Below are 16,939 nucleotides of genomic sequence, written 5' to 3'. Positions count from 1 at the left end.
CATCTCAGGCCTCCTCGTCCTCGACGTAGGCGTCGTCCTCCTCGAGCGCGGCCAGGAGGGCCTGGACCGGGATCCGGCCGCTGGCCACGAGCTGACCGCCGGCGTGCCGCACCGCCGAGCCGAACGGCGCGGCCCAGAGGTTCTCCCACACCAGCAGGCCCGCCGTGCTGCCCGGCGCCACGGCCTCGGCCACGGCGGCGACGTCGTCGGCGGACAGCAGCATCGCCAGCCCCGCCTCGTACGTCCGCAGCGCGCCCAGCTCGCCGTCCTCCTCGAAGTCGGACAGCTCGAAGACGTCGAGCTCACCGTCCTCGCCCTTGCGGAGGATCAGCAGGTCCAGCACGCGGATGATGCCGCGCTGGACGAGGTCGTCGAGGGTGCCGGCGATCTCGCCCTTGAACTCGCTGCCCGGGAACTCCACCACGATCCAGTCCACCGGCCCGAGCTCGTCGGCGAGCTCCGGTGACTCCTGGACCAGCTGATCGGTCATGACACCGCCTCCTCAGGCCGTGCCGCCCATCCTGGGGACCTCCGGGCGGTCCGCCCTCATCCGGCGGGGACGACCGGTCAGAGCCGGGCGAGCGCGGCCTCCAGGAACGCGTCCCGGCGGGCGAGCATCGTCGGCTGGTCCAGGTCGGTCCGGCCCTGGTCGCGGACGGCGTCGAGGAACCACTCGATCGTCGGCGGCGTCGCCAGCGCGGCGACCACGTCCCAGTAGGCGACCTCGGGGAATCGCCCACCTGCCGCCTGCTCGTAGCCGGCCAGGATCTCCTCCGGCGCGCTCCCGCCGACCGAGGTGGCCGCGTCGCAGCGCAGCGCCCCGAGGTCGACGCCGGCGGGTCCGACGCCGGCGCAGTCCCAGTCGACGAGACCGGTCAGCGTCTCGCCGTCCCACAGCAGGTTGCCCTGCCACAGGTCGCCGTGCACGAACACCGGCGGGGACGACGGCACCGGCAGCCGCCCGAGCGCCGCCTCCGCCTCGGCCAGCAGCGGGCGCACCGGCGCGGCGCGGCGCAGCGCGGCGAAGTCGACCCCGCCGATCGGCTGGGTGCGCACGGGCAGCTCCGGGGACGGCGGGGGAGCGGGCACCCGGTGGACCGCCGCCGCGGCCGCGCCGATCGCCCGCAACCGCGCCGACGACGGCGGGCCGGACAGCCGGCTGGTGCCCGGCACCGCCGTGGTCAGCACGAGCAGCCGGTCCAGATCGGCCGCGACCAGCTGCGGGACCGGTAGTCCGTGCGCCCCGGCGAGCCGGAGCCCGGCCACCTCCGTGGCCAGGCTCGCCCGGTCGCCGCCGATCCGCAGCACCAGTTCCGCTCCGGTCGACAGGCGCAGCAGCCAGGGCGAGCGCCCTTCGCGGAGGCCGGTGACCTCCACGACCGCAGCGCCGGGGGCCGCCCAGGTCAGCAGCTCCGGCCCGGGCCCGGTCAGTCGGCCTCCTCGTCGGGCACCGGCACCTGGAACGCGGCGTAGCGCCCCGCGGCCGCCGCGGCGAGGAAGTAGGCGCGCTCCTCCTCGAGCCCGCGGCCCATCGTCGACAGCGGCACGGGGGAGAGCTTCAGCGCCTCGTCGAGCCCGTCGGTGTCGATCCAGACGACCGGGTTGCGCTCGGGCTGCCCGGCGAGGTCCTCGCCGATCTGCCCGCCCAGCTCCGACGACAGCCCCCGCGGCGCCACCAGCGTCACCCCGCCGAGCGCCACCCGGCCGAACGCGGTCAGCGAGTGGTGCGACACCCCGCGGTGCCGCGGCCTCGGGTCGGCCTCGCTGATCCGGAGCGCCCCGACGGCCTCGCCGCCGAGCACGGTCACCGCGTTGCAGGCCTCGCCTGCCGCGACGCCGGAGAAACCCCACGGCGTCCCGGTGCCGAGGTTGCCCGGCCCCTGGGTGACGACGGCGACGTCGGCGCCGAGCACGTGCCGGGCCGCCAGCAGCCCGGTGTGCAGCGTGACCGCCTCCAGGTCTCCGCCGAACGCCTGCCCGACGGTGACCACCCCCACCAGGGAGGGCGCCAGCGCCGAGAGCGTCCGCGAGAAGCCGGCCACCAGCGCGCCGCCGTCGGTCATCACGTAGGCGACCTTGAGGTCGGGGTCGGTGGCGAGGACGCCGATGAGCACCGCCGGCAGCGCCGAGTGCAGATCGGCCACGACGACGGGCATGCCGCCGAGGTCGTCGGCGTCGGCGATGGTCGCGTGGTGCTCGGTGTCCTGCTCGTCGACGCCCTGCACGGTCACCTGCAGCGGGGTGTAGCGCGCCTTGACCAGGTGGCCCGGCCCGGTCGGGTCCGGCGGCAGCCGGTCCGGGACGGCGACGACCAGCGCGTACCCGCCCGTGCCGAGCCGCTGCGCCCACGCGGTGGTGTTCAGCAGGACGTCGTCGCCGACCTGGGGCGTGCCGACCAGCGACGGGTGGGCCAGCGCCTTCAGCTCGCCGTCGTCGGGCACCTCGACGGTCAGCTCCAGCGCGTCGCGCCACGCCTTGCCGGTCGCCGTGACACGCCCGCGCCGCCAGCGGATCCGAGATTCCCCCGAACTGCTCACGCCGGAAGGCTAGCCAGGCCGCTCGCCGGGCGCCGCGCCTGACTAGCCTGGGCGCGTGGCGGCGAAGCGGGCGGAGCGACTGGTGAACCTGGTCATCGCCCTCCTGGGCACCCGTCAGTACGTGACCGCGGCCCGGATCCGCGCGACCGTGCCCGGCTACGAACCCGACGACGGCACCGAGCGCGCCGACGAGGCGTTCAAGCGCATGTTCGAGCGCGACAAGGCCGAGCTGCGCGAGATGGGCGTGCCGCTGGAGACCGGCCGCACCAGCGTGTTCGACACCGAGGACGGCTACCGGATCGCCCGCGCCGACTACGAGCTGCCCGAGATCACCCTGACCGGCGAGGAGGCCGCGGCCGTCGGCCTGGCGCTGCGGCTGTGGGAGTCCGCGCAGCTGGCCGGCGCCGCGCACAGCGCGCTGGTCAAGCTCAAGGCCGCCGGGGTGGACGTCGACACCAACCGGTCGATCCCGCTGCAGCCGCGGCTGGACGCCGGCGAGCCCGCGTTCGAGCCGGTCTACGCCGCGGCCCGCGACCGGCGGCAGCTCGAGTTCGACTACCGCCGCCCGGACGACGTCGAGCCGGGCCGCCGCCGCGTCCAGCCGTGGGGCGTGGTCGCCTGGCACGGCCGCTGGTACCTCGTCGGCCTGGACCTCGACCGGCAGGCGCCGCGGCAGTTCCGGCTCTCCCGGGTCGTCGGCACCCCGAAGGCCGTCGGCGCCGCCGACGCGTTCGAGCCGCCGGAGGGTGTCGACCTCGCCGAGATCGTCGCCGGCCAGGACTCGGGGGAGGAGCACCTGGTCGTCGTCCGCGCCCGCCCCGGGACGGCGATCGGCCTGCGCCGGCACGCGGTCTCCCTCGGTGCCACCGACGAGGACGAGGACCGGCTCGAGCTGCGCACCAACGACCCCTACCGGCTGGCCGACGAGCTCGCCGCGTACGGCCCGGACGTCGTCGTCGAGCACCCCGCCGAGGTGCGCGACGCGGTCATCGAACGGCTGACCCGGCTCGCGGCGATGAGCGCATGAGCACCCCCTCGACCGCCGACCGGATGACCCGGCTGCTCACCCTCGTGCCCTACCTGCGCGCCCGGCCCGAGGGGGTGCGGCTGGCCGAGGCGGCCCGCGACTTCGGCGTCCCGGAGCGCCAGCTGCGCCGGGACTTCGAGCTGCTGTGGATGTGCGGGCTGCCCGGCTACGGCCCGGGCGACCTGATCGACCTGTCTTTCGAGGGCGACCGGGTGAAGGTGGTCTTCGCCGCGGGCATGGTCCGGCCGCTGCGGCTGACCACCGACGAGGCGGTCGCGCTGATCGTCGCGCTGCGCACGCTCCTGGAGCTGCCCGGCCTGGCCGAGCGGGACGCGGTGAGCCGGGCGCTGGCCAAGGTGTCCAGCGCCGCGGGGCACGCCGCCGAGCGGGTCACGCCGGTCGCGGTCAGCGTCGACGCCCGCGAGCAGGCGCTCGCCGTCGTCCGGGAGGGGCTGGAGCGCAAGCGCGCGCTGCACCTGCACTACTACGTGCCCACCCGCGACGAGCGCACCGAGCGCACCGTCGACCCGATGCGGCTGCTGCTGGTCGACGGCAAGTGGTACCTGGAGGCGTGGTGCCGCCGCGCCGAGGGCGTGCGGCTGTTCCGGCTCGACCGGGTGGACGACGTCCAGGTGCTCGACGAGCCGGCCGCCCCGCCGCCGCAGGCCCACGAGCGCGACGTCGAGGGCGGGGTCTACCAGCCCGAGCCCGACGCGCCGGTGGTCCGGCTGCGCCTGGCGCACCAGGCCCGGTGGGTGGCCGAGTACTACCCGGTCGAGGACGTCGAGCCGGTCGACGACCCGGCCGGCGGGCTGGCGGTGACCCTGCGCACCGCCGACCTGGCGTGGGCGCGGCGGCTGGTCACCTCGCTCGGCGGCGCGGCCCTGGTCGACGAGCCGGCCGAGCTGGCCAAGCAGGTGGCCGCCGACGCGCGAGAAGCCCTCAGCAGGTACACCGGTGACGCGCAGGCTGCACCCAGCTCCGCTGGCTAGGGTCTGCCCGCCTGAGCAGCGCCGACGCCGGACTTCCCCGTCGGGTTGGGCCTCGCCGGGCGCACCCCGGCGTAGCATCGCCGGTGCCGTCCGACCCCTGGAGGACCCGATGAACCTCGGCGCCCCGGAGATCATCCTGATCATCCTCGCCGTCCTGCTGCTCTTCGGGTACAAGAAGCTGCCCGACGCCTCGCGCTCGATCGGCCGTTCGCTGCGGATCTTCAAGGGCGAGATGAAGGGCATGAAGGACGACGACGTGCGCGCCGACGTCCGCACCAAGGACGCCGCCTCGACCACGCCCGTCGTGCCCCCGGCCACCCCGCCGTCGTCCGACCTGACCGCGCAGCTGTCGGCCGAGGCCGCCGAGGCGGAGGCGCGCGCGGCCGAGGCCCGCGCCGCGGAGCTGCGCGCCCGGGCCGACCAGGCGCGCGTGACCGACACCCGCGGCTGAGCCCTGCGGCCGTGAGCAAGAGGCGTCGCCCGCCGCGTGATGCCGCGGCGACGATGAGCCTGATCGCGCACCTGCGCGAGCTGCGCAACCGGATCGCCCTGGCACTGCTGTTCATCGCGATCGCCACCGCGATCTGCTTCTGGTGGTACGACCACGGGCTGGGCACCTTCATCCGCGCCCCGTACTGCTCGATCCCGGCCGACAACCGCGCGCTGGGCACCGGCTCGACGTCGGGGGACTGCGCGCTGCTGGTCACCGACGTGTTCGGTGGTGCGCTGATCCGGCTCAAGGTCGCCTTCATCTCCGGCATCCTGCTGTCCGCGCCGCTGTGGCTGTTCCAGATCTGGCGGTTCATCACCCCCGGCCTCAAGCAGAACGAGAAGCGCTACGGGCTGACCTTCGTCGGCGCCTCCTCGGCGCTGTTCGCCCTCGGTGCGGTGCTGGCCTACTACTCGCTCAAGGCGGGGCTGACCCTGCTGATCCAGCTCGCCGGCAACAACGTGGCCGTGGCGCTGACCGCGCAGGACTACCTCGGGTTCGTGGTCAGCGTGCTGCTGGCGTTCGGGGTGTCCTTCGAGGTCCCGCTGCTGCTGGTGGCGCTGAACCTGGTCGGGGTGCTGTCCTACGACCTGCTCAAGCGGTCGCGGCGGTGGATCTTCTTCCTGACCATCGTGTTCGCCGCGTTCATCACCCCCACCCAGGACCCGTTCACGATGCTGCTGATGGCGCTGCCGATGTGCCTGCTGTTCGAGGCGGCCATCCAGATCGCCCGCGTGGTGGACAAGCGCCGCGCCCGCCGGGCCGCCGTCGAGTCCTTCCACGACGTCGGCGACGACGAGGCCTCCCCGCTGGACGCCTCCCCGTCGTCCCTCGACGACCCCACGACCACGCCGTTCCGCGGCTGACCGTGGACGTCGCGGTCCTGGTCAGCCCGTCCGCGGGACGGGGCAAGGCGAGCACGGCCACCGGCGGCGTGCTCGCGGCGCTGCGCGCCGGCGGGTTGACCCCGCAGGTGCTGGACGCGACCACCCGGGACGACGCCGAGCGCCAGGCCGCCAAGGCCGTCGCCGGAGGGGTGCCGGCGGTGGTCGCCGTCGGCGGGGACGGCACGGTGCACGCGGCGCTGCAGGCGGTCGCCGGGACGACGACGCCGCTGGCCGTCGTCCCCGCGGGCACCGGCAACGACCTGGCGCTGGCGCTGGGCATCCCGGCCGACCCCGTGGCGGCGGCCGCGGCGGCCGCCGCCGACCTGCTCGACGGCCGGACGACGGCGATCGACGCCGGGCGCACCGGGGATCGCTGGTGGGCCACGGTGCTGTGCTGCGGTTTCGACTCCGCGGTCTCCGACCGGGCCAACCGGCTGCGCTGGCCGCGCGGGCGCCGCCGCTACGACGTGGCGATCCTGGCCGAGCTGGCTCGGATGCGCAGCCACGACGTGACGCTGGTGCTCGACGGCGTGCAGTCCTCGGTCCCGGTCACGCTGATCGCCGTCGGCAACACGTCCACCTACGGCGGCGCGCTGCGGATCTGCCCCGGCGCGCAGCCCGACGACGGCATGTTCGACGTCACCGTGGTCGCGCCGATGAGCCGCCGGCAGCTGGTGAGCACGCGCCCGCGGCTGGCCGAGGGCACCCACGTGGACCACCCGCTGGTGACCGTGCACCGGGCGCGTCGCGTCGAGCTGTCCTGCACCGGCGTCAGCACCTGGGCCGACGGCGAGCCGGTCGCGCCGCTGCCGGTGGTCACCGAGTGCGTGCCGGGCGCCGTCCACGTCCTCGGCGCCGGCCGCCGCTGAACCGGCGTCCCAAGCGTTGATCAGGTGACCTGATCAACAGCTGTCCTCCTGTGCCAACGTCGCTGCGGGGGGACAGCGTTCGATCAGGTGACCTGATCACCGCCGGGCCCCAGCGCCTAACGTGGACTGCATGTCCAGCCCTGCGGAGCGGTACGCGGCCGCACGGCGGCGCACCGCCCATCCCACGCTCGCCGACTTCACCGCGTCGCTCGGCTTCTCGCTGGACCCCTTCCAGGTCGAGGCGTGCGAGGCCCTCGACGAGGGCGCCGGGGTGCTGGTGTGCGCGCCGACCGGTGCCGGCAAGACCGTCGTCGGCGAGTTCGCCGTCCACAAGGCGCTGGCCGAGGGGCGCAAGGCGTTCTACACGACGCCGATCAAGGCGCTGTCCAACCAGAAGTACAACGACCTGGTCGACCGGTACGGCGAGAAGCAGGTCGGGCTGCTGACCGGCGACAACGCCATCAACGGCGACGCGCCCGTGGTCGTGATGACCACCGAGGTGCTGCGGAACATGCTCTACGCCGGCAGCCAGGCCCTCGACGGGCTCGGCTACGTGGTCATGGACGAGGTGCACTACCTCGCCGACCGGTTCCGCGGCGCGGTGTGGGAGGAGGTGATCATCCACCTCCCGCAGTCGGTCACCCTGGTGTCGCTGTCGGCGACGGTCAGCAATGCCGAGGAGTTCGCCGACTGGCTGGTCACCGTGCGCGGCCACACGAAGGTCGTGGTCAGCGAGGTCCGGCCGGTGCCGCTGTGGCAGCACATGCTCGTCGGTGGCCGCATCTTCGACCTGTTCAGCCTGCGGCCGGCCGCGCACGCGGGGGAGCCCGGCCTCGAGCCCCGCGCGCAGTCCACCCGTGAGCGCGGCGCGAGCGTCGTGGACCCCGAGCTGGTCCGGTTCGTGCGCGAGCACGAGCGGCGGCTGGACACCTGGGGCGGCGGCAACGGCCGGGGCCGCGACCGCGAGTACAGCCACCGCCCGCGCTTCCGCCCGCCCTCGCGGAGCAGCGTCGTCGAGCGGCTCGACCGCGCCGGTCTGCTGCCGGCGATCACCTTCGTCTTCTCCCGCAACGGCTGCGACGCCGCGGTCAACGAGTGCCTGCGCTCCGGGCTGCGGCTCACCGACGAGGCCGAGCGGGCCGAGATCGCGCAGATCGTCGACGAGCGCACGGGTTCGCTGCCGGAGGAGGACCTGCACGTCCTCGGCTTCTGGGAGTGGCGCGAGGGCCTGCTCGCCGGCCTCGCCGCCCACCACGCCGGGCTGGTGCCCGCGTTCAAGGAGACCGTCGAGGAGTGCTTCGTCCGCGGCCTGGTCAAGGCGGTGTTCGCCACCGAGACCCTGGCGCTGGGCATCAACATGCCGGCGCGGACCGTCGTCCTGGAGCGGCTGGTCAAGTGGAACGGCGAGGCGCACGTCGACGTGACGCCGGGGGAGTACACCCAGCTCACCGGCCGGGCCGGGCGGCGCGGGATCGACATCGAGGGGCACGCCGTCGTCATCTGGGCGCCCGGCGTCGACCCGGCGGTGGTCGCCGGGCTGGCCAGCACCCGCACCTACCCGCTGCGCTCGTCGTTCCGGCCCAGCTACAACATGGCGGTCAACCTGGTCGGCTCCTTCGGCCGCGCCCGCGCCCGCGAGCTGCTGGCCTCCTCGTTCGCCCAGTTCCAGGCCGACCGGTCCGTCGTCGGGCTGGCGCGGTCGGCCGCCCGGCACGAGCAGGACGCCGAGCGGTGGGCCGCCGAGATGCACTCGGAGGCCGGCGACGTCGCCGGGTACGCGCAGATCCGCCGGGAGATCACCGAGCGGGAGAAGGCGCTGTCCCGCGACTCGCAGGCCAAGCGGCGGTCGGAGGCGGCCGAGGCGTTGGCGGCGCTGCGGCCGGGCGACGTCATCCGCGTGCCGTCGGGACGGCGGCAGGGGCTGGCCGTCGTCCTCGACCCGGGGGTGACCGACCTGGCCGAGCCGCGCCCGCTGGTGCTCACCGAGGACAAGTGGGCCGGCCGGCTGTCCCCGGTGGACTTCCCGACACCGGTCAGCGCGCTGGCCCGGGTCAAGGTGCCCAAGAACTTCAACCACCGCAGCCCGCACGCCCGCCGCGACCTGGCCTCGACGCTGCGCACCGCCCGGGTGGAGAACGACCTCGGCGCGCGGCGGGTCAAGGCCCGCTCGGCCGCCGCCGACGACCCGGTGCTGGCCGACCTGCGCCGCGCGCTGCGGGCGCACCCCGTGCACGACCTGCCCGACCGCGAGGAGCGGGTGCGCACCGCCGAGCGCTGGTACCGCGCGGTCAAGGAGGCCGACGCGCTGCAGCACCGCATGGCCGAGCGCACCGGCTCGCTCACCCGGCAGTTCGACCGCACCTGCGACGTCCTCGAGGAGCTGGGCTACCTGGTGCCCGAGACGGTTCCGCTGGTGCAGGCCGACACCGACGTCGTCCCGGCCGTGGACGACGTCCCGCTGGTCACCGACGAGGGACGGCGGCTGGGGCGGATCTGGTCGGAGGCCGACCTGCTGGTCGCCGAGTGCCTGCGCTCGGGCGCCTGGCGCGGGCTGAACGCCCCGGAGCTGGCCGCCGTCGTCTCCACGCTGGTGTTCGAGGCGCGCCGGGAGATGGCCAGCCAGCCGGCCGTCCCGGCCGGGAAGGTGGCCGCGACGATCGCCGAGATGCGGCGGATCCGGCTGCGCCTGGAGGACGTCGAGTCGGCGCACGGCGTGCCGCTGACCCGCGACCTGGACCTCGGCTTCGCCTGGGCGGCCTACCGCTGGGCCGACGGGCAGAGCCTCGACCGCGTGCTGGCCGGGGCCGAGCAGGCGGGCACCGAGCTCTCCGGTGGGGACTTCGTCCGCTGGGCGCGGCAGCTGGTCGACCTGCTCGACCAGCTGGCCAAGGTCGCCGAGGAGCCGGTCGCCGCGGTGGCCCGCAAGGCGGTCGACCGGGTGCGGCGCGGCGTGGTCGCCGTCGCGGTGGGTGGCTGAGCTGCGATCCGGTTCGACGGAAACGGGCCGGGAGTAGTGCACAATCCGTTCGCCTGCGCGGACGCAGGCGTCGGCGACGCGTGCGATCAGGAGCGACGATGACCTACCCACCGCAGGGTGGCAGCCAGCAGGGCCAGCCCGGGCAGTACGGCCAGCAGCCGGGGCAGCCGGGCCAGTACGGCCAGCAGCCGGGGCAGGGCGGGTACGGTCAGCCGGCGCAGCAGCCCGGCCAGTACGGCCAGCAGCCCGGGCAGCCGCAGGCCCAGCCGCAGTACGGCCAGCAGCCCGGGTACGCCCAGCCCGGCCAGCCGCAGTACGGCCAGCAGCAGCCCCAGTACGGCCAGCAGCCCCAGTACGGCCAGCAGCCGCAGTACGGGCAGCAGCCCTACGGCGGCGCGCCCTACGGCGGCGCGCCCTACGGGCAGCAGGCCTACGGCCAGCCGAAGAAGTCGAAGACCGGCCTGATCGTCGGCCTGGTCGTGCTCGGCGTCGTCATCGTCGCCGCGGCGATCCTGCTGCCGATCCTGCTCAGCTCGACCTCGCTCGACCCGGCCGCCACCGCGCGGGACGTCTCCCAGCAGTTCGAGCAGCGCGAGGGCGTGCCGGTCGACCTGACCTGCGACGACAACATGAAGGTCGAGGCCGGCGCCACCTACCAGTGCAAGGGCACCACCGATGACGGCGAGGACGTCACGCTGACCATCACGATCACCGACGCCAAGGCCGACCCGCCGACCTACACCTGGTCGGAGCGCTGACCCGCCGGCCGGCGGGCGCTCAGCCGAGGACGTCCGCCGGCCAGCCCAGCACCGCACCGAGCCGGCGCAGCGGCGAGTCCAGGTTGTGCCGCTCGGCCAGGACGGCGAGCGCGTCGGGGTCCGCGGGCGCCCGGGGCAGCTCGCCCTCCACCGGCGGCAGGTCGATGTTCCGCTCCACCGCGACCACGACCGGCGCGGCGTCGAGGTAGGCCGACGCCGCGTGCAGCTTCTTCAGCACCGCGGCGGTCAGCGGCGGCCGCGGGACGACGGTCGTCGCCACCGCAGAACGGATGCCGGCCAGGTCGCCGAACGCGGTGATCAGCGCCGCCGCCGTCTTGGCGCCCACGCCCGCGACACCGGGCAGCCCGTCGCTCGGGTCGCCGCGCAGCACCGCGAAGTCGGCGTAGGCCCGGCCGGGGATGCCGTACTTCGCGGCCACCGCCGCCTCGTCGACCGCCTCGATGTCGGTGATCCCGCGCGCGGTGTACAGCACCCGGATCCCGCGCTCGTCGTCCACCAGTTGGAACAGGTCGCGGTCGCCGGTGACCACGTCGACCGGCCCGCGGGCGCGGGTGGCTAGCGTGCCGATCACGTCGTCGGCCTCGAAGCCGGGCGCGCCGACCCGGGCGATCCCCGCCGCGGCCAGCACGTCGATCAGCACCGGCACCTGCGGCGAGAGCTCGTCGGGCACCTCCTCGCCGCCCTCGGGTGCCACCCGGTGCGCCTTGTAGGAGGGCAGCGCGGCGACCCGGAATTCCGGCCGCCAGTCGTCGTCCCAGCAGGCGACCAGCCGGGTCGGGCCGTGCGCGCCGACCAGCCGCGCGGTCATGTCCAGGAAGCCGCGCACGGCGTTGACCGGCCGCCCGTCGGGGGACGTGACGCTCGTCGGCACCCCGTAGAAGGCCCGGAAGTAGAGGCTGGCCGCGTCCAGCAGCATCGTGGTCACGTCCGCGGACGGTAGCGGCCCGGTAACACGTGCGGAGATCCGCCGTCCGGCGTGGTTCACTGCCCAGCGTGGCAACCGACGTCGTGCCGTCCGAAAAGCTGGTGAGCATCGACCGGGTGCACGCCGCCCGCGACGTGGCCGGCGAACTCGGCCTCGACCTGCTCGTCTTCACCCCGGGCTCCGACCTGCGCTACCTGTGCGGCTACTCCGCGCACGCCATGGAGCGGCTGACCGCGCTGGTCGTGCCCGCCCGCGGGGAGCCGTTCCTGGTGGTTCCCCGGCTGGAGGCGCCGATGGTCGACGCCAGCCCGGCCGGTGCGCTCGGCCTGTCCGTGCAGGCCTGGGACGAGACCGACGACGCGTTCTCCGTCCTGGCCGGCGAGGTCTCCCAGCGCCTCGGGCGTACCCCCTCCCGCGTCGCGGTCGGCAACCGGACCTGGGCCGAGCACGCGCTCGGCGTCCAGCGGGCGCTGCCCGGCTCCGCCCTCGAGCTGGCCGCCCCGGTGGTGGACCGGCTGCGGATGGTCAAGAACGCCGCCGAGGTCGAGGAGCTCGCCGCGGCCGGCGCCGCGATCGACCGCGTGCACGCCCGCATGGCCGGGATCCTCCGCGTCGGCCGCACCGAGGCCGAGGTGGGCGCCGACATCGCCGCGGCGATCCTCGAGGAGGGGCACATCGGCGTCGACTTCACCATCGTCGGCTCCGGGCCCAACGGCGCCAGCCCGCACCACGACGTGTCCGCCCGGGTGATCGAGGCCGGCGACGTCGTCGTCGTCGACATCGGCGGCGAGACCGCCACCGGGTACCGCTCCGACTGCACCCGCACCTACGCGGTGGGGCAGGCACCCGGCCCGGACGTCGCCGAGTGGTACGGCGTGCTGCAGGAGGCCCAGGCCGCCGCCACCGCCGCCGTGCGGCCGGGCGTGACCGCGGAGGAGATCGACGCGGTCGCCCGGCGGGTGATCACCGACGGCGGCTACGGCGAGTACTTCATCCACCGCACCGGCCACGGCATCGGCCTGGACACCCACGAGGCGCCCTACATCGTCGAGGGCAACGACCTGCCGCTCGTGGCCGGCATGGCGTTCTCCGTCGAGCCCGGCATCTACCTGCCGGGCCGCTGCGGTGCGCGGATCGAGGACATCGTCGTCTGCACCGAGGACGGCGTCCAGAACCTGAACGGGGGGCCGCGTGAGCTCGTCGTCCTCCCCGGGTGAGCCCGGCGGCGCCTCGCCCGACGTCGACCGCGCCCTGCTCGCCGCGCTCGCCCGGGACGGGCGGGCCAGCTACACCGACCTGGCCGAGCGGGTCGGCCTGTCGGTGTCGGCGGTGCACCAGCGGGTGCGGCGGCTGGAGCAGCGCGGGCTGATCAAGGGCTACACCGCCACCCTGGACGCCAAGGCGCTCGGGCTGCCGCTGACCGCGTTCGTGTCGATCACGCCGATCGACGTCGCCCAGCCCGACGACGCCCCGGCCCGGTTGGCGCACCTGACCGAGATCGAGGAGTGCCACTCGGTCGCCGGGGTGGAGAGCTACATCCTCAAGGTGCGGGTCGCCTCACCGGACGCGCTCGAGGGGCTGCTGGCCGCGATCCGCAAGGCCGCCAACGTCACCACCCGCACGACAGTGGTGCTCTCCACGTTCTACGAGGACCGCCCGCCGATCTGATGGACCGGTTGGAGGCCCTCTACGCCGCGTTCAACGCCCGCGACATCGACGGCGTGCTGGCGGCGCTGGCGACCGACGTCGACTGGCCGAACGCGTGGGAGGGCGGCCGGGTCGTCGGGCACGACGCGGTGCGCGACTACTGGACCCGGCAGTGGGCGCAGCTCGCGCCGACCGTCACGCCCGTGCGCACGACGGAGCTGCCCGACGGGCGGGTCGCGGTCGAGGTGGCCCAGGTGGTCCGGGCGCTGGACGGCACCGTGCTGCGCGAGGCGACGGTCCGGCACGTCTACACCTTCCGGAACGGCCTGGTGGCGCGCATGGACGTCGAGGACTGAGACTGCGCGGCGTGCCCGTTCGCCACGCGGTCGTCAACCGCGTCGTCAACCCGGGTATGCGCGCCCTGCTGCGCTCGCCCGCCGGCCGGTGGCTGGGCCGGCACCTGGCGGTCATCCGGTACACCGGCGCTCGGACCGGGCAGCGGCGGGAGCTGGTCGCCGGCTACGCCCGGGCCGGCGGGGCGGTGTGGATCTGGGTCGGGGGTGCGGAGGACAAGCGCTGGTGGCGCAACTTCCGGACGCCGGCGCCGGTCGAGCTGTGGCTGGCCGGGGAGCACGTGACCGGAAGGGGGGTCGCGGTGGAGGGCTCCGTCGACCCGGAGACCTGCCGGGAGGGGGTCGCCGCGTACGACGCCTCGGTGCCGGGCGGCGGCCGGGCGATGCGGCTCGAGGCGCCCCCCGAGCGGCTGACCAGCGAGGACCTGCGGGGGATCGTCATGGTGCGGGTGGACATCTGATCGAACGTGTGTTCGGATGGATCGCATGCGGTGGGATGCGCAGCGGCTCGACCTGATGGAGGACGGCGCGCTGCCGGGCATGCCGACGATCAAGGGGTTGCTGCGCAGCGTGCAGGTGCCGGAGTTCCCCGGGATCACGCTGCACGAGGTCCGCAGCCGCAGCGCGCTCAACGCCGTCCCACCTGGGTCGGCCATGCCGTTCCAGTGGACCATCAATCCCTATCGCGGATGCGCCCATGCCTGCACCTATTGCCTCAGCGGGGACACACCGGTGCTGATGGCGGAGGGCCGCGAGCTGCCCATCGCCGACCTCCGCGTCGGCGACCGCATCGTGGGCACCCGCGAGCAAGGAAGCGACCGGCGCTACGTCGCCACCGAGGTGCTGGCGCACTGGTCGACGGTCAAGCCGGCATTCGCGGTTCACCTTGCCGACGGCACCGAGATCGTCGCCAGCGCTGATCACCGCTTCCTCACGGTGAGCGGCTGGAAGCACGTGGCCGAGCTGACCGACGCCGACCGGTTCCGCGGTGGTGGTGACGACGTGGTCGGTTCCGGGCCCGACCTCCAGGTGACCGCGGTGAAGGCGCTGGGCCGGGAGATCCCGATGTTCGACATCACCACGGGCACCGGTGACTTCATCGCCAACGGGGTGGTCAGCCACAACTGCTTCGCCCGGAAAACGCATGAATGGCTCGAATTGGATTCCGGCAAGGACTTCGACACCCAGATCGTGGTCAAGACGAACCTGGCCGAGGTGCTGGAACGGGAGCTGAGCCGGCCCTCGTGGCGCCGGGAGCACGTGGCCATGGGCACCAACACCGACCCGTACCAGCGCGCGGAGGGCCGCTACCAGCTCATGCCCGGGGTGATCCGGGCGCTGGCGCGGTCGGGCACGCCGTTCTCGATCCTCACCAAGGGCACGCTGGCCCGCCGCGACCTGCCGCTGCTGACGAGCGCGGAGCAGGACGTCCCGATCGGCATGGGCGTCTCCATGGCCATCTGGGACGACGAGCTGCACCACGCCCTCGAACCGGGGGTGCCGACGCCCAAGGCACGGCTGGAGCTGGTGCGCGCGATCACCGACGCCGGTCTGCCGTGCGGCGTCTTCCTGGCGCCGGTGCTGCCCGGGCTGACCGACGACGAGGAGTCCCTCGACGCCGCGCTCGGCGCCGTCGCGGCATCCGGGGCCACCGGGGTGACCGTGCTCGCGCTGCACCTGCGGCCCGGCGCCCGCGAGTGGTTCCTCGGCTGGCTGGGCCGCGCGCACCCCGAACTGCTGCCGCGCTACCGGCAGCTGTACCGCCGCGGCGCGTACGTGCCGGCCGAGTACCGCGACTGGCTGACCCAGCGGGTCGCGCCGCTGCTGGCCCGGCACGGCCTCGACCGGCAGCGCGGCGGGTCCGCGCGCGGCGTCGACGGCGAGCCGATCCGCGGCCTGCCCGGCGACGCCGACGGCGAGTTCCCCGCGGGCAGCCTGCCGGCGGGCGCGGCCGCGGCACCACAGCGCCAGCCGGAGCAGCTCAGCCTGCTCTGAGCGGCGGTCGGTGCGAGGCTCCGCGGGTGGCGTCCGACCCGTGCATGCTGTGCGTCCCGGAGATCGCCGACCGGGAGTTCGATCGCGTCCGCCTCTGGGAGGACGAGTTGTGGCGGCTGTCCGCCGTCCTGCGCGGGCCCATCCCGGGCTTCGCGCACCTGGAGCCGCGGCGGCACATCCCGCACATCACCGATCTCGACGGCAGGGAGGCGGCGACGTTCGGGCCGGTGCTGGCCCGGGTCACGCGGGCCCTGCGCGACGCGACCGCGGCCGAGCTGACCTACGCGTACGTCTTCGGCGACCACGTCGCGCACCTGCACGTCAACCTCGCGCCGCACCGCGCCGGCGACGCGCTGCGCGGAGGCCCCGGTCTGCTCGAGCCCGACGCGGCCGACGCATCGCCTGCCGAGCACGCCGCCACGGCCGACGCCGTCCGCGCGCTGCTGGGCGGCTAGCCGGCCAGGCGGTGCAGCTTGTTGACCGCCCGGGCGGCGCGGACGACGCCTCGGGCCGACACCGGGGGAGCGCCGGCGGCCAGCGCGAGCCGGCGGTAGGAGTCGTAGGACAGGTGCGCGTAGGCGGCGGCCAGCTCCTCGGCCCAGCCCCGGCGGGACGGCGCGACCGTGGCCCGCAGGTGCTGGCCGGTGCGGACGGCGTGCTTGGCGAAGGTCACCTGCAGCGCCTGGCTGGACAGCTGCCCGCCGACGTGCGAGCCGAAGCCCGGCCCGCGGCGCAGCGCCGGCAGCACCCACGGGCTGGCGGCGAGCGCGGGGAAGCGGCGGCGGACCTCCTCCCAGGCGTGCCAGGCGGTCAGCGCGCCGGGCACCGACCAGTCGCCGTCGTCGGTGTGCACCAGCAGCCGGCGCGCGGTGGCCTGCACCTGGTCGCGGCGCAGCGCGCGGAACTGCCCGACGGTGCCCGGCCAGCCCAGGGCGAGCGCGCACCAGGCCACGGTGCGCAGGTGCTCGGGGTTCTCGTTGCGGATCTGGGTCAGCGGCCGCAGGTCGAGGCTCGGCGGATCCGGCTCGGGGGTCGGCACCGTCGACAGCGCGAGACCGCCGTACCGGGCGACCTTGCCGTAGAGGGCCAGCGTCGCGGGCTTCCAGCCGCGGGCGGCGGCGATCGGGTCGAGGCCGGTGGCGGCCAGGTCGTCCGGGCCGAGACCGAGCTCGAGCGCGGCCTCGGACAGCCGACGCCACTGCGGCTCGTACCCCTCCGGCGGCGTGATCCGCCGCCAGGCGCGTGCCGGGGGAGGAGCCGGCATCTCCGGCAGCGGCTGCTGCCACTCACCTCGCACGCCCCAATACTACCGTTATCCCCAACAATCCCACGAGTTTTTCGTGTCGGCTCTCGCCGTAGACGACGGCCCGCGCCGCCCTCCGGGCGCCGCATCAGCGATCGCGTGACCTGCGGCGGCGGTGCCGGGATGAGCAGGGGGACCGGCAGCAGCCGGTTCTGGTA

Annotated in this window: 18 protein-coding genes; 13 read left to right on the top strand and 5 right to left on the bottom strand. The window is 74.8% G+C overall.

Annotation, left to right across the window (positions count from 1 at the left end; all coding sequences use genetic code 11):
• Window positions 1-4: 4 nt before the first annotated feature.
• From GGQ55_RS22360 to GGQ55_RS22350, 3 genes are all read right to left on the bottom strand, one after another.
• Window positions 5-490, bottom strand: a complete 486-nt coding sequence (locus GGQ55_RS22360) for a DUF6325 family protein (protein ID WP_179720542.1) — start codon at window positions 488-490, stop codon at window positions 5-7.
• Window positions 491-567: 77 nt separating this feature from the next.
• A complete protein-coding gene (locus GGQ55_RS22355) occupies window positions 568-1,377 on the bottom strand; it encodes a phosphotransferase family protein (protein ID WP_218859385.1) in 810 nt (269 codons plus the stop codon).
• A 50-nt stretch (window positions 1,378-1,427) separates the two neighbouring features.
• Window positions 1,428-2,537 carry a DUF3866 family protein gene (locus tag GGQ55_RS22350; protein WP_366490014.1) on the bottom strand — a complete coding sequence of 370 codons (1,110 nt, stop codon included), beginning with the start codon at window positions 2,535-2,537 and terminating at the stop codon, window positions 1,428-1,430.
• Between the two features lie 55 nt (window positions 2,538-2,592).
• On the opposite strand from GGQ55_RS22350, the gene GGQ55_RS22345 reads away from it, so the two are divergent.
• The 7 genes from GGQ55_RS22345 to GGQ55_RS22315 all read left to right on the top strand — a co-directional run bounded on the left by GGQ55_RS22345 (window position 2,593) and on the right by GGQ55_RS22315 (window position 10,537).
• Window positions 2,593-3,564: a helix-turn-helix transcriptional regulator gene (locus GGQ55_RS22345; RefSeq protein ID WP_179720540.1), complete on the top strand. Its 972-nt coding sequence runs from the start codon at window positions 2,593-2,595 to the stop codon at window positions 3,562-3,564.
• Entirely contained in the window at window positions 3,561-4,556 is a 996-nt protein-coding gene (locus tag GGQ55_RS22340) for a helix-turn-helix transcriptional regulator (protein ID WP_179720538.1), read from the top strand. The genes GGQ55_RS22345 and GGQ55_RS22340 overlap by 4 nt, the downstream gene beginning before the upstream one ends.
• Before the next feature lie 109 nt (window positions 4,557-4,665).
• Window positions 4,666-5,007 (top strand): Sec-independent protein translocase subunit TatA, encoded by a 342-nt coding sequence (tatA, locus tag GGQ55_RS22335; protein WP_179720536.1) that lies wholly within the window; start codon window positions 4,666-4,668, stop codon window positions 5,005-5,007.
• A gap of 11 nt (window positions 5,008-5,018) precedes the next feature.
• Window positions 5,019-5,912, top strand: a complete 894-nt coding sequence (gene tatC / locus GGQ55_RS22330) for a twin-arginine translocase subunit TatC (RefSeq protein ID WP_366490011.1) — start codon at window positions 5,019-5,021, stop codon at window positions 5,910-5,912.
• A gap of 2 nt (window positions 5,913-5,914) precedes the next feature.
• The gene (locus GGQ55_RS22325; protein ID WP_366490009.1) at window positions 5,915-6,802 is read left to right on the top strand and encodes a diacylglycerol/lipid kinase family protein; all 888 of its coding nucleotides are present in this window, start codon (window positions 5,915-5,917) and stop codon (window positions 6,800-6,802) included.
• A gap of 130 nt (window positions 6,803-6,932) precedes the next feature.
• On the top strand, window positions 6,933-9,779 hold the full coding sequence (locus tag GGQ55_RS22320; protein WP_179720534.1) for a DEAD/DEAH box helicase: 2,847 nt from the start codon (window positions 6,933-6,935) through the stop codon (window positions 9,777-9,779).
• Window positions 9,780-9,877: 98 nt separating this feature from the next.
• Complete coding sequence (locus GGQ55_RS22315) at window positions 9,878-10,537, top strand: DUF4333 domain-containing protein (RefSeq protein WP_179720532.1); 660 nt, start codon at window positions 9,878-9,880, stop codon at window positions 10,535-10,537.
• Between the two features lie 19 nt (window positions 10,538-10,556).
• On the opposite strand, the gene GGQ55_RS22310 is transcribed toward GGQ55_RS22315, so the two are convergent.
• Complete coding sequence (locus tag GGQ55_RS22310) at window positions 10,557-11,474, bottom strand: 5'-3' exonuclease (protein WP_179723089.1); 918 nt, start codon at window positions 11,472-11,474, stop codon at window positions 10,557-10,559.
• A 77-nt stretch (window positions 11,475-11,551) separates the two neighbouring features.
• On the opposite strand from GGQ55_RS22310, the gene GGQ55_RS22305 reads away from it, so the two are divergent.
• From GGQ55_RS22305 to GGQ55_RS22280, 6 genes are read left to right on the top strand one after another with little or no spacing between them, the layout of a single operon-like run.
• A complete protein-coding gene (locus GGQ55_RS22305) occupies window positions 11,552-12,700 on the top strand; it encodes a M24 family metallopeptidase (RefSeq protein ID WP_366490006.1) in 1,149 nt (382 codons plus the stop codon).
• Complete coding sequence (locus GGQ55_RS28105; protein WP_179720530.1) at window positions 12,675-13,151, top strand: Lrp/AsnC family transcriptional regulator; 477 nt, start codon at window positions 12,675-12,677, stop codon at window positions 13,149-13,151. The genes GGQ55_RS22305 and GGQ55_RS28105 overlap by 26 nt, the downstream gene beginning before the upstream one ends.
• On the top strand, window positions 13,151-13,486 hold the full coding sequence (locus GGQ55_RS22295) for a nuclear transport factor 2 family protein (protein ID WP_179720528.1): 336 nt from the start codon (window positions 13,151-13,153) through the stop codon (window positions 13,484-13,486). Before GGQ55_RS28105 ends, GGQ55_RS22295 begins: the two co-directional genes overlap by 1 nt.
• Before the next feature lie 11 nt (window positions 13,487-13,497).
• Window positions 13,498-13,944: a hypothetical protein gene (locus GGQ55_RS22290; RefSeq protein ID WP_179720526.1), complete on the top strand. Its 447-nt coding sequence runs from the start codon at window positions 13,498-13,500 to the stop codon at window positions 13,942-13,944.
• 16 nt (window positions 13,945-13,960) lie between these two features.
• Window positions 13,961-15,478: an Rv2578c family radical SAM protein gene (locus tag GGQ55_RS22285; protein ID WP_246323853.1), complete on the top strand. Its 1,518-nt coding sequence runs from the start codon at window positions 13,961-13,963 to the stop codon at window positions 15,476-15,478.
• 26 nt (window positions 15,479-15,504) lie between these two features.
• Window positions 15,505-15,933 carry an HIT family protein gene (locus tag GGQ55_RS22280; RefSeq protein ID WP_179720524.1) on the top strand — a complete coding sequence of 143 codons (429 nt, stop codon included), beginning with the start codon at window positions 15,505-15,507 and terminating at the stop codon, window positions 15,931-15,933.
• On the opposite strand, the gene GGQ55_RS22275 is transcribed toward GGQ55_RS22280, so the two are convergent.
• The gene (locus tag GGQ55_RS22275) at window positions 15,930-16,775 is read right to left on the bottom strand and encodes a hypothetical protein (RefSeq protein ID WP_179720522.1); all 846 of its coding nucleotides are present in this window, start codon (window positions 16,773-16,775) and stop codon (window positions 15,930-15,932) included. The two genes, GGQ55_RS22280 and GGQ55_RS22275, sit on opposite strands and share 4 nt — an antisense overlap.
• Between the last annotated feature and the right edge of the window lie 164 nt (window positions 16,776-16,939).

The organism is Petropleomorpha daqingensis, from assembly GCF_013408985.1.
GTDB classification, from domain to species: domain Bacteria; phylum Actinomycetota; class Actinomycetes; order Mycobacteriales; family Geodermatophilaceae; genus Petropleomorpha; species Petropleomorpha daqingensis.
The sequence above is the reverse complement of the archived record's forward strand: the minus strand, read 5'-3'. Positions and strand labels throughout refer to the sequence as shown.

Excerpts from the sequence above, each read along its gene's own strand:
- GGQ55_RS22360 (WP_179720542.1), bottom strand. The coding sequence starts at position 490 with ATGACCGATCAGCTGGTCCAGGAGTCACCGGAGCTCGCCGACGAGCTC.
- GGQ55_RS22340 (WP_179720538.1), top strand. The coding sequence starts at position 3,561 with ATGAGCACCCCCTCGACCGCCGACCGGATGACCCGGCTGCTCACCCTC.
- tatA (WP_179720536.1), top strand. The coding sequence starts at position 4,666 with ATGAACCTCGGCGCCCCGGAGATCATCCTGATCATCCTCGCCGTCCTG.
- GGQ55_RS22320 (WP_179720534.1), top strand. The coding sequence starts at position 6,933 with ATGTCCAGCCCTGCGGAGCGGTACGCGGCCGCACGGCGGCGCACCGCC.
- GGQ55_RS22315 (WP_179720532.1), top strand. The coding sequence starts at position 9,878 with ATGACCTACCCACCGCAGGGTGGCAGCCAGCAGGGCCAGCCCGGGCAG.
- GGQ55_RS22310 (WP_179723089.1), bottom strand. The coding sequence starts at position 11,474 with ATGCTGCTGGACGCGGCCAGCCTCTACTTCCGGGCCTTCTACGGGGTG.
- GGQ55_RS22295 (WP_179720528.1), top strand. The coding sequence starts at position 13,151 with ATGGACCGGTTGGAGGCCCTCTACGCCGCGTTCAACGCCCGCGACATC.
- GGQ55_RS22285 (WP_246323853.1), top strand. The coding sequence starts at position 13,961 with ATGGATCGCATGCGGTGGGATGCGCAGCGGCTCGACCTGATGGAGGAC.